At 68.7% G+C, this 15,094-nt stretch carries 15 protein-coding genes; 10 read left to right on the top strand and 5 right to left on the bottom strand.

Going from position 1 to position 15,094, the window contains the following annotated elements:
• Window positions 1-53 precede the first annotated feature (53 nt).
• Complete coding sequence (locus AC1RQF_RS13090) at window positions 54-2,564, bottom strand: penicillin-binding protein 1A (protein WP_274002577.1); 2,511 nt, start codon at window positions 2,562-2,564, stop codon at window positions 54-56.
• A 466-nt stretch (window positions 2,565-3,030) separates the two neighbouring features.
• Between AC1RQF_RS13090 and AC1RQF_RS13085 the strand changes: the two genes are divergently transcribed.
• The 4 genes from AC1RQF_RS13085 (at window position 3,031) to AC1RQF_RS13070 (ending at window position 6,351) form a co-directional block, all read left to right on the top strand.
• A complete protein-coding gene (locus tag AC1RQF_RS13085) occupies window positions 3,031-3,711 on the top strand; it encodes a PspA/IM30 family protein (RefSeq protein ID WP_274002576.1) in 681 nt (226 codons plus the stop codon).
• Window positions 3,712-3,784: 73 nt separating this feature from the next.
• Entirely contained in the window at window positions 3,785-4,945 is a 1,161-nt protein-coding gene (locus AC1RQF_RS13080) for a tetratricopeptide repeat protein (protein ID WP_492872200.1), read from the top strand.
• Window positions 4,946-5,139: 194 nt separating this feature from the next.
• Window positions 5,140-5,571, top strand: coding sequence for a large conductance mechanosensitive channel protein MscL (gene mscL / locus AC1RQF_RS13075; protein ID WP_274002574.1), 432 nt, complete (start codon window positions 5,140-5,142; stop codon window positions 5,569-5,571).
• Window positions 5,572-5,904: 333 nt separating this feature from the next.
• Window positions 5,905-6,351 carry a hypothetical protein gene (locus AC1RQF_RS13070; protein WP_274002573.1) on the top strand — a complete coding sequence of 149 codons (447 nt, stop codon included), beginning with the start codon at window positions 5,905-5,907 and terminating at the stop codon, window positions 6,349-6,351.
• A 434-nt stretch (window positions 6,352-6,785) separates the two neighbouring features.
• Here the strand turns inward: AC1RQF_RS13070 and AC1RQF_RS13065 are convergent, their stop codons facing one another.
• Window positions 6,786-7,661 (bottom strand): NAD(P)-dependent oxidoreductase, encoded by an 876-nt coding sequence (locus AC1RQF_RS13065; protein WP_492872243.1) that lies wholly within the window; start codon window positions 7,659-7,661, stop codon window positions 6,786-6,788.
• A gap of 112 nt (window positions 7,662-7,773) precedes the next feature.
• On the opposite strand from AC1RQF_RS13065, the gene AC1RQF_RS13060 reads away from it, so the two are divergent.
• The gene (locus AC1RQF_RS13060) at window positions 7,774-7,983 is read left to right on the top strand and encodes a dodecin (RefSeq protein ID WP_274002569.1); all 210 of its coding nucleotides are present in this window, start codon (window positions 7,774-7,776) and stop codon (window positions 7,981-7,983) included.
• 186 nt (window positions 7,984-8,169) lie between these two features.
• Window positions 8,170-9,099 (top strand): LysR substrate-binding domain-containing protein, encoded by a 930-nt coding sequence (locus AC1RQF_RS13055; protein ID WP_057925376.1) that lies wholly within the window; start codon window positions 8,170-8,172, stop codon window positions 9,097-9,099.
• Between the two features lie 61 nt (window positions 9,100-9,160).
• Here AC1RQF_RS13055 and AC1RQF_RS13050 read toward each other — a convergent pair whose 3' ends face one another.
• A complete protein-coding gene (locus tag AC1RQF_RS13050; RefSeq protein ID WP_274002567.1) occupies window positions 9,161-10,579 on the bottom strand; it encodes an 8-oxoguanine deaminase in 1,419 nt (472 codons plus the stop codon).
• A gap of 509 nt (window positions 10,580-11,088) precedes the next feature.
• Between AC1RQF_RS13050 and uraH the strand changes: the two genes are divergently transcribed.
• Together uraH and AC1RQF_RS13040 are read left to right on the top strand one after the other, a co-directional pair.
• Window positions 11,089-11,442: a hydroxyisourate hydrolase gene (gene uraH, locus AC1RQF_RS13045; RefSeq protein ID WP_274002565.1), complete on the top strand. Its 354-nt coding sequence runs from the start codon at window positions 11,089-11,091 to the stop codon at window positions 11,440-11,442.
• A gap of 52 nt (window positions 11,443-11,494) precedes the next feature.
• Complete coding sequence (locus AC1RQF_RS13040) at window positions 11,495-12,688, top strand: urate hydroxylase PuuD (protein ID WP_274002564.1); 1,194 nt, start codon at window positions 11,495-11,497, stop codon at window positions 12,686-12,688.
• A 120-nt stretch (window positions 12,689-12,808) separates the two neighbouring features.
• Here AC1RQF_RS13040 and AC1RQF_RS13035 read toward each other — a convergent pair whose 3' ends face one another.
• Window positions 12,809-13,219, bottom strand: a complete 411-nt coding sequence (locus AC1RQF_RS13035) for an ACT domain-containing protein (protein WP_492872199.1) — start codon at window positions 13,217-13,219, stop codon at window positions 12,809-12,811.
• Window positions 13,220-13,341: 122 nt separating this feature from the next.
• Here AC1RQF_RS13035 and AC1RQF_RS13030 point away from each other — a divergent pair, with 122 nt between their 5' ends.
• Window positions 13,342-13,527 carry a hypothetical protein gene (locus tag AC1RQF_RS13030; protein WP_492872198.1) on the top strand — a complete coding sequence of 62 codons (186 nt, stop codon included), beginning with the start codon at window positions 13,342-13,344 and terminating at the stop codon, window positions 13,525-13,527.
• Between the two features lie 30 nt (window positions 13,528-13,557).
• Here the strand turns inward: AC1RQF_RS13030 and AC1RQF_RS13025 are convergent, their stop codons facing one another.
• Window positions 13,558-13,962 carry a RidA family protein gene (locus AC1RQF_RS13025; protein WP_492872197.1) on the bottom strand — a complete coding sequence of 135 codons (405 nt, stop codon included), beginning with the start codon at window positions 13,960-13,962 and terminating at the stop codon, window positions 13,558-13,560.
• 152 nt (window positions 13,963-14,114) lie between these two features.
• Here AC1RQF_RS13025 and AC1RQF_RS13020 point away from each other — a divergent pair, with 152 nt between their 5' ends.
• Complete coding sequence (locus AC1RQF_RS13020; RefSeq protein WP_492872196.1) at window positions 14,115-15,065, top strand: LysR family transcriptional regulator; 951 nt, start codon at window positions 14,115-14,117, stop codon at window positions 15,063-15,065.
• Window positions 15,066-15,094 lie beyond the last annotated feature (29 nt).

The raw sequence follows: 15,094 nt of genomic DNA, 5'->3' as shown, positions 1-15,094 counted from the left end.
CGGGCGCCCTTCGAAGTCGCGACGCGCGCCCGGCGAGGCGCGCGCTCAACCCATCATGGCTTGTTGCTCTCGAACATATCCATGATCTGCTGCTTCTCCTGCTGCGTCACGGGCGGCGGCGTGAGGCCCGCCGCACCCGCCGCGCCGAGCGCGTCGTTCGCACTCATCGGGTTCGCCGCCGGATTGATGTCCACGCTCGCGACGAAGCCGTTGCCCGGCGTGCGATCGGCGTAGTAAAGCTCGCCGTCGAGCGTCGTCAGGCCGTCGGGCATCGGCATCTGCTGCTCGGGCACGCCCTTGAGCGCCGTGCGCATGTAGTTGACCCAGATCGGCAGCGCCAGCTGCGCGCCGAATTCACGGCTGCCGAGGCTCTTCGGCTGGTCGAAGCCCATCCACGCGACCGCGACGAGCGACGACTGATAGCCGGCGAACCAGCCGTCTTTCGCGTCGTTGGTGGTACCGGTCTTGCCTTGCAGGTCGCCGCGGCCGAGCGCGTTCGTGCCCGCCCCAGTGCCGGCCGTCGCGACCGTGTGCAGCAGGCTGTTCATCACGTATGCGTTGCGCGCCTCGACGGTGCGCTGCGCGTTGCTGCCCGCCACCAGCGGCTGCGCCTTCTGCAGCGCCTGGCCGCGCGCGTCGTCGACTTCCGCGATCAGGTACGGATCGACCTTGTAGCCGCCGTTCGCGAACACCGCGTAGCCCGTCGCCAGCTGCAGCGGCGTGACGAGCCCCGCGCCGAGCGCCATCGGCAGGTACGGCGGCGTCTTCGCCGGATCGAAGCCGAAGCGCTGCGTCACGTAGTCCTGCGCGTACTGCGTGCCGATCGACGCGAGAATCCGGATCGACACGAGGTTCTTCGAACGTTGCAGCGCGGTGCGCATCGGCATCGGGCCGTCCGGCTGGTCGTCGTCCTTCGGCTCCCACGCGGTGCCGCCCGGCACGCTCGGCGGGAAGTACAGCGGCGCGTCGTTGATGATCGTGGCCGGCCCGAGGCCCTTTTCGAGCGACGCCGAGTAGATGAACGGCTTGAACGACGAACCCGGCTGCCGCCACGCCTGCGTGACGTGGTTGAACTTGTTCTTGTTGAAGTCGAAGCCGCCCACCAGCGAGCGGATCGCGCCGTCCTGCGGCGCGATCGCGACAAGCGCGCCCTCGACCTGCGGCAGCTGCACGATCTGCCATGCGTCCTTCGCGTCCTTCATCACGCGCACGATCGAACCGGGCTTGATGCGCAGCGCATCCGACGCGCGCGGGCTCAGCCCCGCCGCGACGAAGCGCAGGCCCGCGCCGCCGATCGCCGTGGTCGCGCCGCCGACGAACTGCACCTGCACCGCGTTCGGCGCGGCGCTCAGCACCACGGCCGATTGCAGGTCGCCGTTGTCCGGGTGATCGGCGAGCGCATCGTCGATCGCCTCGTCGCGGTCGTCGCCCGGCTGCGCCAGCGCGACGAAGCCTTCCGGCCCGCGATAGCCGTGCCGGCGCTCGTAATCCATGATGCCGCGCCGCACCGCCTGGTAGGCCGCTTCCTGGTCGGCCGCGTTGACCGTCGTCGTCACGGTCAGCCCGCGCGTATAGGTCTCGTCCTTGTACTGCGCGTACATCATCTGGCGCACCATCTCCGAGATGTACTCGCCGTGCACCGCGTACTGGTTGCCCGGCGTGCGCGTATGAAGCTCCTCCTTGAGCGCCGCGTCGTACTGCGGCTGCGTGATGTAGCCGATCTCGAGCATGCGCTTCAGGATGTATTCCTGGCGCACCTTCGCGCGCTTCGGATTGACCACCGGGTTGTACGCGGACGGCGCCTTCGGCAGCCCGGCGAGCATCGCCGCCTCGGCCAGCGTGATGTCCTTCAAGTCCTTGCCGAAGTACACGCGCGCGGCGGCCGCGAAGCCGTACGCGCGCTGGCCGAGGTAGATCTGATTCATGTACAGCTCGAGGATCTGGTCCTTCGTCAGCGCCTTCTCGATCTTGTACGCGAGCAGCATTTCGTAGATCTTGCGCGTGTAGGTCTTCTCGCTCGACAGGAAGAAGTTGCGCGCGACCTGCATCGTGATCGTGCTCGCGCCCTGGCGCGCGCCGCCGTGCATCAGGTCGGCCACGCCCGCGCGCAGGATGCCGAGGAAATCGACGCCGCCGTGATCGTAGAAACGGTAGTCCTCGATCGCGAGCACCGCCTTCTTCATCACGTCGGGAATGTCCTGGAAGCGCACGAGGCTGCGCCGCTCCTCGCCGAATTCGCCGATCAGCACGTGGTCCGCCGTATACACGCGCAACGGCACCTTCGGCTGGTAGTTGGTCAGCGCGTCGAGCGACGGCAGCTGCGGCGCCATCACCACCAGCGCGTAGCCGACGATCAGCGCGCCGACCACCGCGGCGATCGCGAACAGGCCCGCGAACCACAGCGCGACGCGCGAGCCGAACGAACGGCCGCCGCGCCCGCGCCGGTCGTCGTGCGCATCGTCGTCATCTTCGTCGGTGTAGTAGGCGCCCGACGGCGCCCGTCGCAGCGAGTAATGGTGTTCGTTCGTGGGGCGAGAAGAGGACGGTCGTTTAATGATAGGCATGTCGGAATGGCGGGCGCGTGGCGCGCGCCTCGGGCGCGGGCAGAAAGCCGCGCGTGGATCGTTGAACGTAGCGCCGTGAAGCGTATCACGTCGACAGACCCCGGCATGCGGTGATCCGTTCCCGCGACGTAACAGCGCATTTTAATGAAATCGCCCCGCCCCCTCCTCGATTTTTTGTAAAAAATCCTTAGCCCCGACGCCGCGCGGCCGCGCCCGGCGCGCCGCGCGCCTATGATGGAAGCGGAATGCGCGATGCGCGGGCAATGCTTTCGAATTGAAAGCAACGCGCCGTGAAAAAAGCCTGCGGCACGCCACTGGAAATTCACGCAACCGTCCTTATCTGGCGCTCACCGGCCCGCTTCTTCCGGCCCGTTTTTAAGCGGGTTTTAAGCGAACCGGTGGTGTAATATCCGCCGACGTCGGCCCATGCCGACGCGCGCATTGCCATTCATCCACGGAGGTATTCATGTCGCTCTTCGACTCTATTTCGCGCACGCTCAAAGGCCTGCTCAACGATGCGGCCGATTCGGTGCAGGATCCGTCGCGCGACGCACGCCAGATCGTGCGGGAGCTCGACGACAGCATCGGCCGCGCGGAAAACTCGCTGATCGAGATCGAGGCGCAGGTCGCCACCCAGCGCAGCAAGCGCGACGCGGCCGACGACAAGGCGCGCAAGTACGAGGAAGGCGCGAAGCGCGCGCTGCAATCCGGCGACGAAGCGCTCGCGCGCGAGGCGCTCGGCGCGCAGGCGAACGCCGAGGCGGAGCGCAATGCGCTCGGCGCCGAACTCGTGACGCTCGAACCGTCGGTCGACAAGCTGAAGGCGCAGATCGCCGACATGCGCCAGCGCCGCAACGACCTGAACGCCCGCTCGAACATCCTGCAGGCCAAGCAGGAGATCGCGCAGGCCAAGGACGTCGCGGCCACCGCGCTCGGCGGCATCGGCGGCAAGGATCTGTCGGGCGATTTCCAGAAGCTCGAGGACAAGGTCACGCTGTCGAACGCCCGTTCCGACGCCCGCCTCAATTCGGCCGACACCGCGAGCGGCAAGGGGCTCGACGACAAGCTCGCGGCCCTCAGCAAGGGGCCGTCGGTCGACGATCGCCTCGAGGCGCTGAAGAAGCAACTGAACACGCCGGCCCAGTAACGCATTGTCCCAATGGCCGGCGCGCCGCGCCCGGCGCCGCTTGCAAGGAGACGGGCCCCGGCCCGGTTCGATCATGAAAAAGCTTCTCGCAGCCGCGAGTCTCGCCCTCCTCGTCGCGTCAGGCTCGGCGTTCGCCGCCGTGCCGTCGCTGCAGCAGATCCAGCAATCCATCTCGCAGGGCAACTGGCAGCAGGCCGACGGGCAGTTGTCGCAGGTCATCGCGGCCTACCCGGACAATGCGCGCGCACGCTACCTGTACGGCCAGGTGCTCGATCACGAGGGTCGCCCGGCCGATGCGCTCGTCCAGATCGAGCGCGCGAAATCGCTCGATCCGCAGATCCGCTTCACCGATCCCGCGAAGTTCGCGCGGACCGAGGCCAAGGTGCGCGCCGATGCCGAGCGCCTGGGCTCGCAGGCCCGCCGCTCGGCCACCTCGGGCGGCCAGGTGCTGCCGCCGCAGGTCGGCCAGCAACAGCTCGCGCCCGCCCCCGCGCCCAGGCATGAACCCTCGACCGGCATGTGGATCGGCTTCGCGGTGCTGATCGGCGCGGTCGCGCTGGTGCTGCGCTGGACGCTGCGCCGCGCGCGCTCGTCCGACAACCAGCGCGGCGACGACGAACGCCGCGCGCAGCTCAAGCGCGCGACCGACCTGCTCAACGAGGTGCGGCCGCTCAAGCTCGACGCGCGGCTGTCGACGGCGCCCGGCGCCGCGGCGTTCAACGGCGAGATCGAAAACGTCGAGACCCAGGCGCGCACGCTGGTCGAGGCGCTGTCGAACGGCAAGAACGCGGTGCCGCCCTACCAGCTCGACGAACTCGAACGCCAGTTCGCGAGCCTGAAGGCCCGCGTCGAGGGTCGACCCGATCCGACCGCGACCGCCGCGCCGGCGGCCGGCGGCGCGGGCTCGGTCTACGCGCAGGAAGCCGACCGGCTCGCGGGCGCGCCGCAGCAAGCGCCGTACCCGCCGCCGCAACAGCCGCCCGTGGTGGTGCAGCAGGGCGGCGGGTTCGGCGGCGGCATGGGCGGCCTGCTGACCGGCGTGCTGCTCGGCGAGGCCATGTCCGGCGGCCGCGAGCGCGTGATCGAGCGGGACGTGATCGTCAACAACGAGCCCGGCCGGCGCGCGGACGACCCCGGCTTCGACATGGGCCAAGGCGGCAACTGGGATTCGGGCGGCGGCGGCGGCGGGGATGTCGACCTCGGCAGCAGCGACGACTGGAGCAGCAACAGCTGAACGGACGCTTAGAACGACGAAATGGGCCAGCAATGGCCCATTTTTCTTTTGATTCGTTCCGGGACGCCGTATTGTCAAGCTTCTTAAGATGACTACCGATAAAGGATCGGGTTCGTTATGATGGCGTCCATTGACGCGCAGTCACGAATCACGGCCGCGCTCCCTCTTTCTGCTCACTCAGGAGAACGCCGCACATGAGCATCATCAAGGAATTCAAGGAATTTGCCGTCAAGGGCAATGTGATGGATCTCGCCATCGGCGTGATCATCGGCGCCGCATTCTCGAAGATCGTCGATTCCATCGTGAAGGATCTGATCATGCCGGTGATCGGCGTGCTGACCGGCGGCCTCGATTTCTCGAACAAATTCATCCTGCTCGGCCAGATCCCGGCGACCTTCAAGGGTAATCCCGATTCGTTCAAGGACCTGCAGGCAGCCGGCGTCGCGGCGTTCGGCTACGGCTCGTTCATCACGGTGCTGATCAACTTCATCATCCTGGCCTTCATCATTTTCCTGATGGTCAAGTTCATCAACAAGCTGCGCAAGCCGGACGACGCCGCGCCCGCCGCGACGCCCGAGGACGTGGTGCTGTTGCGCGAGATCCGCGACGCGCTCAACAAGCGCTGAGACGCGGCCCCGCCCCGCTCCGTTCCGAAGCCCGCCTCGCGCGGGCTTTGTTTTTTGGCGCGCCGCCCGCCGGCATGACGTAACGCCCCATTTTTTTGCGCACACCGGTCGCACGCGCGGCACGAGCAGGTCTATTATTGAGACTAAACGACAGTGCAGGCGCAATAGCGCTGGCTGTGGCGATCTCCTGGGCGTGGCGCGGTCCGATGCCATCGGGCTTCGTGAAGCCGGCATTTTCGTATGCTATAAAAGATCGACATGCGGCGCGCATAGCCGGGAGTGGGTCGCATGAGGAAGCCGCATTTCTTGCAAATGTTTTTGAGGCGAGTGTTTATGTCCTTCCCGAAAAAACGCAGACGGGCGCAGCCGGACGGCCAGGAATCGTTTCTCGCCGTGCTGCGCCATGCGAAGCCGTTCGCGCAACTCGACACGAAAATCGCGCGCGCCCGCGCGCAGGACGAGCCGGTGCTGTACGCGCACGTGCTGCCGGGGCTTGACGTCCTGCTGTGCAGCGTGCGCGGCGCGCAGCCGCCGTACCCGGCGATCGCCGAGCTGCGCAAGCGCTGCATCGACTCGATCGCGAATGCGCTCGAACAGCCGATCGATGGCCTGGAGAACGGCGGCTACTGGTACGAGGCCAACGGCTTCGGGTTCCTGGTGTTCGCGAGCCGCGCCCGCGCGCGCATCCTGCCCGAATTTGGTGCGGGCGTGAAGGCGAGCCTGCGCAGCGGCATCGGCCGACAGAACGCCGGCGATACCACGCCTCGTTCGCTGGGCTGACCTCCTTCCCCTGACGGGCCGCGCAAGCGGCCCGTGTCATATCGCATGTGCCGCGCGCCAGCGCCCGGGACAGCGGCCGCATGATCCGCGCCAGTGTGGCGGAAACCGCATCGGCCAGCCCGAGCGCCGCGCCACGCTCCTTGCTTGCTGCGCGACGCCCACCTCCAACCGCACGTACGCCATTCGTGTCAGGGTTCCGGCCGCACGATCCACCTCAGCACAGCGAAGTCCGCATCGGCGAGCCGGAGCACCGCGCCGCTATCCTCGCCGCACGACGCCCGGCACCGCCCGCACATCCCGCGCCCGTATCAAGACTGCAGCCGCACGATTCGGCCCGCGCAGCGAAGTCCGTCACGGCCAGCCCGAGCGCCGCGCCACGCTCCTCGCCGCACGACGCCCGGCACCGCCCCGCACATCCCGCGCCCACGCCCGTGTCAGGGCCGCGGCCGCACGATCCGCGCCAGCGCAGCGAAGTCCGCGTCGGCCAGCCCGAGCGCCGCGCCGAGCCGCAGCACCTGCTGCACCGCGCCCGCCACCGGCATCACCGCCCCCGTCTCGCGCGCCGCATCGGCGATCGCCTCGACGTCCTTCTGGAACGTGCTGAGCGCGCCCAGCGGCGGCGCGGCGGCGCCCGTCATGCGCGGCACGAAGGTCTGCAGCAGCACCGAGTCCGCCCAGCCGCCCGCGAGCGCCTCCGCGAGCCGCGCTGCGTCGATCCCGCTCGCCTGCGCGAGGCCGACCGCTTCCGCGATCGCAGTGACGGTCGCCGTCACGATCGCCTGGTTGCACAGCTTCGCGGTCTGGCCCGCGCCCGCCTCGCCGAGGTGCGTGACGCGCGCCGCGTAGGCGCCGAGCAGCGGCCGCACCGCGTCGACCTCGGCCGCCGCGCCGCCCGCCATCACCGCCAGCGTGCCCGCCTGCGCCCCCGGCACGCCGCCCGACACCGGCGCGTCGATCCAGTCCACGCCGAGCGCCGCCGCGCGCGCCGCGTAGTCGCGCGTCGCGGCCGGCGCGATGCTCGAATGATCGACGATCCGCCGCAACTGCCGGGCAGCCGGATCGCCGGCCAGCAGACCCTGCGGGCCGAACGTCACGGCGCCGACCGCACGCGCGTCGAGCACGCACAGCAGCACGGTCCGCGCGCACCCGGCCAGCTCGGCCGGCGTGTCGACCACGCGCGCGCCCTCGGCCGCGAGCGCGTCCGCCTTCTCCCGCGTGCGGTTCCACACCCACACCCGATGCCCCGCCCGCAGCAGATGGCGGATCATCGGCGCGCCCATCAGGCCCGGGCCGCAAAATCCCACGTCCATGTCGTCCATGTCGAATCCTGGTTGAACTTGCCGCCCATCATACCTATCACTGAAACAGGGCCCGCCCGGCCACCACCGGATATCGGGCCGTCCGGAACGAACGGGAGGCATCATGAGCGACCACGTCTACAAGCTGATCGAACTCACCGGCTCGTCGCGGCAGTCGAGCGACGACGCGATCCGCAACGCCATCACCAAAGCCGCGAAGACCCTGCACAACCTGCACTGGTTCGAAGTGACCGACACGCGCGGCCACATCGAGAACGGCGACGTCGTGCACTGGCAGGTCACGCTGAAGGTCGGCCTGCGCCTCGACGACTAGCGCGGCGCGCGAGCGCGCCCCGTCCGTTCGCCGTCACGCCCCATCCACGCCACCGCGCCACCGCCCGGCGCGCCCGCGCGCGACCCCGTCGAGGGTAAGCCGCCCTTGACGCTCTTTTCTGACCATATTAAAAACGATATACCCCACCCCCTCCTCGATCAGCCTGGACATATAAATGGAGCAATCATGAGTCAGCAACGCGAGGCGATCGACACGTATCTTTTGCGCGTCTTGCACACCTTGTTGATGGAGCGCAGCGTCACGCGCGCGGCCGTCAAACTGAATCAGTCGCAGCCGGCGATCAGCGCCGCGCTGCGCCGCCTGCGCGACATCACGGGCGATCCGCTGCTGGTGCGCGGCAAGTCCGGCATGGTGCCGACCGAATACGGGCTGCGGCTCCTCGAGCCGGTGCAGAACGCGCTGCGCGAGATCGAACGCATCAAGTTCCAGCAGCACAATTTCGATCCGGCCACCTCGATCCGCTGCTATCGGATCGGTTGTCCCGACTACCTGAACGTGCTGTTCGTGCCGACCGTGGTCGAACGCTTCCGCCAGGCCGCGCCGAACGCGACGCTCGAATTCCATTCGCTCGGCCCCGCCTTCGACTACGAGCTGGCGCTCGAGGACGGCAAGCTCGACATCGTGGTCGGCAACTGGCCCGAGCCGCCCGAGCAGTTGCACCTGTCGAACCTGTTCGTCGACCAGATCGTCTGCCTGATGAGCAACACGCATCCGTTCGCCAAGCGCGGCGGGCTGACCCTCGACCAGTACCTGAACGCGCCGCATCTCGCGCCGACGCCGTACTCCGTCGGCCAGCGCGGCGCGATCGACGTGCATCTCGCGCGCGAACGCCTGAAGCGTCACGTGGTCGTCACGCTGCCGTACTTCAACCTCGCGCCCTACGTGTTGGTCAAGTCCGACCTGATCTTCACGACGACGCGCCTGTTCGCCGACCACTACGCGAAATTCCTGCCGCTGTCGGTCGTGCCCGCGCCGCTCGACTTCCCGCCGATGCAGTACTACCAGCTGTGGCACGAACGCTGCCACTACTCCGACGAAGTACGCTGGCTGCGCGGCCTCGTGGCCGAGGCCACCCGCACGCTGATCGAGCCGTAACGGCCGCGCGGCGCGTGGACCGCGGCGGCGCCGGGAGCCGCCGCGGCAGCGCATCAACGCATCAGCGCGACGCCTCGACCAGCGCGCGCGCGAGCGCGTTGTGCCGCTCGATGACGGGCGGCAGATCGAGCGTCGCGAGCCGCCCGTCGCGCACCACCACGCTCCCGTTCACCACGGTGTACGCCGCCTGCGACGGCGCGCAGAACACGAGCGCCGCGACCGGATCGTGCAGCGCGCCCGCGAACAGCGGCTGGCGCAGGTCGAACGCGGCGAAATCGGCCGCCATGCCCGGCTTCAGCGCGCCGATGTCGTCGCGGTTCAGCACCTTCGCGCCGCCGAGCGTCGCGATTTCGAGCGCCTCGCGCGCGGTCATCGCATCGGGACCGAAGCCGACCCGCTGCAACAGCAGCGCCTGCCGCACTTCCGCGACCATCTGCGCGCCGTCGTTCGACGCCGAACCATCGACGCCGAGTCCGACCGGCACGCCCGCGAGCCGCATCTTGCGCACCGGCGCGATGCCCGATGCGAGCCGCATGTTCGAGCACGGGCAGTGCGCGACCCCGGTGCCCGTGCGCGCGAACAGGTCGATCCCCGCCTCGTCGAGCTGCACGCAGTGCGCGTGCCAGACATCGCGACCGACCCAGCCGAGATCCTCCGCGTATTCGGCGGGCGTCATCCCGAACTTCTCCCGGCTGTACGCGATGTCGTTGACGTTCTCCGCGAGGTGGGTGTGCAGCGACACGCCGTATTCGCGCGCGAGCATCGCCGCGTCGCGCATCAGCTCGCGGCTCACCGAGAACGGCGAGCACGGCGCGACCACCACGCGCAGCATCGCGTAGCGGCCCGCATCGTGATAGGTCTCGATCAGGCGCTGCGTGTCGCGCAGGATCTCGGGTTCGCGCTCGACCACCGAATCGGGCGGCAGGCCGCCGTCGCGCCGGCCCACGCTCATCGCGCCGCGGCTCGCGTGAAAGCGCATGCCGATGCGCCGCGCGGCGCCGATGCTGTCGTCGAGCCGGCTGCCGTTGGGGTAGATGTACAGATGATCGCTCGAGGTGGTGCAGCCCGATTGCAGCAGCTCGGCCATCGCGGTCAGCGTCGACACCTCGATCATCTCGGGCGTCAGGTGCGCCCAGATCCGGTACAGGCTGGTGAGCCAACCGAACAGCTCGGCGTCCTGCGCGGCCGGAACGGCGCGCGTGAGGCTCTGGTACATGTGGTGGTGCGTGTTCACGAGCCCCGGGATCACGAGATGCCCGCGCAGATCGAGCACCTCGTCGGCCGTGTCGGGCAGCTCGGCGCTCGGACCGACCGCGACGATCCGGTTGTCCTCGATGTAGAGCCCGGCGTCGCGCAGTTCGCGGCGCGCGTCGTCCATGGTCACGAGCACGTCGGCATGCCGGACCAGCAGGGTTTTCGGGCGGGATGGGGAAAGGCGCGGCGCGCGCTCAGATGCGCCGGCCGGTTGTTCTGGGTTCATGCGTTCTCCGCGTCGGTCTGCCCCGGGCGTTGCTCCCGGGAAGGGTCGTACAGCCGTTCGAACGCAGCGTCGCGGCACGCTCCGGCGCCCGCGTCCGTTCGAACGCCCTGGCCCGGTTACCCGGCGTGCTCGCCGTCTTCGGGATGCACGTCGGCCCTGGGCCGACGCGCACGGCGGGAGCATCGCCCAAGCTCGCGCGGCGCACAATACGCGCGCCCGAATACCGCGCTTCACGGATTCGATATGGTACGCCGCGCCGACCGGCCGATGCGCGCCCGCCACCCGGCGCGCGCCGCGCCGGGCGCGGCGTCGACAGCCATTCATGCGCGGCGCATTATCTTTGCTATCGCACCCGTCTCGGTGCGGAGAACCTTTTTACAATGCCCGCACGGCGCTCGTTTCATCTTCGCCGACGGGTATGTAGCCACGTGACGTGGAGCCTCGATCCGCCGCACAGTCATGGGATCGAGCCGCCGCCGAACCTCGCATTCACACAAGGACAATTGCGAATGGGCAAGCTCACTACCCACGTACTCGATACGGCGCACGGCCGCCCCGGCGCCGCGCTCAAGGTGGAACTCTACGCGCTGGACGGCGAGGCCCGCCGCGCGCTCAAGACCGTGCTGACCAACGACGACGGCCGCTGCGACGCGCCCCTGCTCGAAGGCGACGCGTTCGCCGCCGGCGAATACGAACTCGTATTCCACGCGGGCGACTATTTCGCGTCGCTCGGCGTGACGGTGCCCGAACCCCGCTTCGTCGACCGCGTCGTGCTGCGCTTCGGCATCGCCGACGCCGGCGCCCACTACCACGTCCCGCTGCTCGTGTCGCCGTGGGCGTACAGCACCTATCGCGGCAGCTGACATCGCATCGGCTGCCCATACCAAGACAACGATCTGAGTCCGGAGGAGTTTCATGGAAGGCTTCATCACCGACTGGCTGAACCTCGCGCTGCGATGGCTGCACGTCATCACCGCGATCGCGTGGATCGGCGAGTCCTTCTATTTCGTCGCGCTCGACAACAGCCTGAAACCGCCGACCGACCCGAACCAGCGCAAGCGCGGCGTGTTCGGCGAGCTGTGGCACGTCCACGGCGGCGGGTTCTACAACATGCAGAAGTACACGGTCGCGCCGCCCGAGATGCCGGAAGACCTGCACTGGTCGAAATGGCCGTCGTATACGACCTGGATGTCGGGCTTCTCGCTGTTCTTCGTGCTGTACCTGCTCGCGCCGAACACCTATCTGATCGACAAGAACGTGCTCGACATGGGGCCCGTGGTCGCCGTCGCGTCGGCGCTCGGCTTCCTGATGGCGGGCTGGATCGTCTACGACTCGCTGTGCCGGCTGCTCGGCACCAAGGACCGCCTGCTCGGGATCTGCGTGGGCCTCTACGTGGTCGCCGCCGCGTACCTCGCGTGCCATATCTTCGCCGGCCGCGCCGCGTACCTGATCGTCGGCGCGATGCTCGCGACGATCATGTCGGCGAACGTGTTCTTCGTGATCATTCCCGGCCAGCGCAAGATGGTCGACAAGATGCTCAAGGGCGAGGAGCCGAACCCGATCTACGGCAAGCGCGGCAAGCAGCGCTCGGTGCACAACACCTACTTCACGCTGCCTGTCGTGTTCGCGATGCTGTCGAACCACTACGCGATGACGTACACGAACCAGTACAACTGGATCGTGCTGCTGCTGATCATGCTGGCGGGCGCGCTGATTCGCCAGTTCTTCGTGATGCGCCATCGCGGCCAGCAACTGTGGTATCTGCCGCTCGGCGGCATCGCGCTGATGTTCGTCGCCCTCGTGTGGACGGCGCCGCGCCCGGTCGCGCCGCAGGCGCAGGCCGCGAACGCGCCGAAGCTCGCGCTCAACGACATCATGCCGATCCTGCAGCAGCGCTGCATCGAGTGCCACTCGGCCAAGCCGACGCTGATGGGCAGCGCGCCCGCGGGCGTGATGTTCGATACGCCCGATGAAGTGTCGAAGAACGCGCAGCGCATCTACGAGCAGGCCGTGCGGCTGAAGGCGATGCCGATCGGCAACGTCACGCACATGACCGACGACGAACGCATGAAGCTCGCCGCGTGGTTCGAGGGCGGCGCGACGAAATAAGTCGGCGGGCGCCGATGGTCGGCGCGCATCGGCGCATGGACGGGCCCGGCGACGGGCCCGTTTTCTTGCCTGTGTCAGATGCGCCGCACCTGCGCGCCGACGATCGGGCAAGGCGCTCCGTCAGCCGCCCTGCGCATCGCGCTGGAGCGCCGTCAGCGCATCCATCGCGCGGGCGCGCTCGTCGAACGGCACGAAGATGTGGTCGTGATACGCGGCCGCGATCACGTTGCAACTGATGCCGGCCGCGCCGAGCGCATGCGCGAACGCAGCCGTGAGTCCGACGGCCTGCAGGTCCGAATGCACGGTCAGCGTGATCCATGCGGCGCGGAACAGCACGGGCCAGCCGCGACGCGCGGCCGCCTCTTCGTCGAGGACGACCGTCAGCCCTTCCGTTTCGCGGAACGTCGCGATCGCTTCGGATAACGACACTTCCGTCTCGGGCGGCAACGACACGAAGGCGTACGCACCCTGATGCAGTTCGGGCTGCATCGTGCGCAACAGGGTGGCGAGGTTGTTTTCAGGCTGACTCATCGGCGGGGCGCGCCCGTAACCGGACGTCGTGCAGTGGCAAAGCCGGCACGATAGCACGCGCGACGGCGGCGGCGCGATGCCAATCGCGCGCCGGCAACTGGCGCGTCTTGGCGCGTCTTGGCGTGGCGCAGCACGCACGCGCGCTGACGCCGGCCGACCTTCCGTCGATGGCCGACGCCGTCGTGATGAATGCGTGGACGCGCGGCATCGCCGCGCGCCGCCGCGGCGCAGCGACGCTGCCCGCTTCCCGGCCGCTTGCCGCGTTGCTGCATCGCGCGCATGAACGGGAGCCGCGCGTCGCGCCGTGAAACGCACCGACGCGCGACGCGGGCGCGGCCTCACCCGTCGACGGTCTCCGGCAGCCGCGCGATCACCTTGATCTCGAACTGGAAGCCGTACAGCCAGGTCACGCCGACGGCGGTCAGCGTCGGATGCGGCGCATCTCCCCAGTATTCGGGGACGATCGCCCAGATCCGCTCGAACGTCGCTTCGGGATCGACGAGGAAGACCGTCACGTCGACGACGTCGTCGAACGCGCAGCCGGCCGCGCGCAGCACCGCATTCAGATTGTCGAACGCACGGCGGACCTGCGCACCCAGCTCCGGCTCGGGCGAGCCGTCCTCGCGGCTGCCGACCTGCCCGGACACGAACAGGAAGCCGTTCGAGCGCAGCGCCGGCGAATAGCGGTTGCGGTCATACAGCGCCTGGCGACCCGGCGGGAAAACTACGCTACGCTTCACCATCCAACACCTCCATCAGTCAGTGGGGCGAAGCCGCCCCTGCATCCACGATGAAGGCACTTTACGGACCGCGGCCCGGCGGATAAACCGGCCACCCTGTCCAACACTGTTTGCACGCCGCAAACAATTTGCGCGCGGCGCGGAGCCCCGACCCGATGGATCGATTCGATGCAATGCAGGCATTCGCCCGCGTGGTGGAAGCCGGCAGCTTCACGAAGGCCGCCGAGACGCTGCACATGAGCCGGACCACCGTCACGCAGCTGGTGCAGCAGCTCGAAGCGCGGCTGCGCGTGAAGCTGTTCAACCGCACCACGCGCAAGGTCGCGGTCACCGCCGACGGCGCCGCGTACTACGCGCGCGTGGTGCGGCTGCTCGCCGACCTGGACGACGCCGAGACCAGCCTGTCCGGCGCATCGGCCTCGCCGCAGGGCACGCTCCGCGTCGACGTGCCCAGCCCGTTCGCGCGCCTGATCCTGATCCCGGCGCTACCCGCGTTCCACGCGCGCTACCCGGACATCCAGCTCGACATGGGCGTCAGCGACCGCGTGGTGGACGTGATCGGCGACAACGTGGACTGCGTCGTGCGCGGCGGCGAACTGACGGACCACGCGCTGACCGCGCGCCGCGTCGGCGACCTGCAGCTCGGCGTGTATGCGACGCCGGACTACCTGGCGCGCGCCGGCACGCCAACGCATCCGCGCGAACTGGAGGACACGCGGCACCGTATCGTGGGCTTCCGGTGGGCGCGCAGCGGCCGCGCGCTGCCTTACGCGATGGAGCATGACGGCGAGCGCGTCGACGTGCGGGGGCGCTACGTGCTGTCGGTCGACGACGGCAATGCCTATCTCGAGGCCGGCCTCGCGGGCCTGGGCATCGTGTGGCTGCCGGACTACATGGCCGCCGCGCATCGCGCGCGCGGCGCGCTGGTGCCGCTCTTCACGTCGTGGCGGTTCGAGCCGATGCCGATGTACGTGGCCTACCCGCCCAACCGGCACGTGAGCGCCAAGCTGCGCGTGTTCATCGACTGGATCGCCGAACTGATGGCGCAGCATGCGCCCGTCGCGGACCGGCGACGCCGCGCCCACCCCGGGCGCGCGACATCCTGATCCCGGCTGCGCAATAAAAAACCCGCGCC

The sequence above is a fragment of the Burkholderia sp. GW821-FHT14F03 genome (assembly GCF_058803765.1).
The sequence above is the reverse complement of the archived record's forward strand: the minus strand, read 5'-3'. Positions and strand labels throughout refer to the sequence as shown.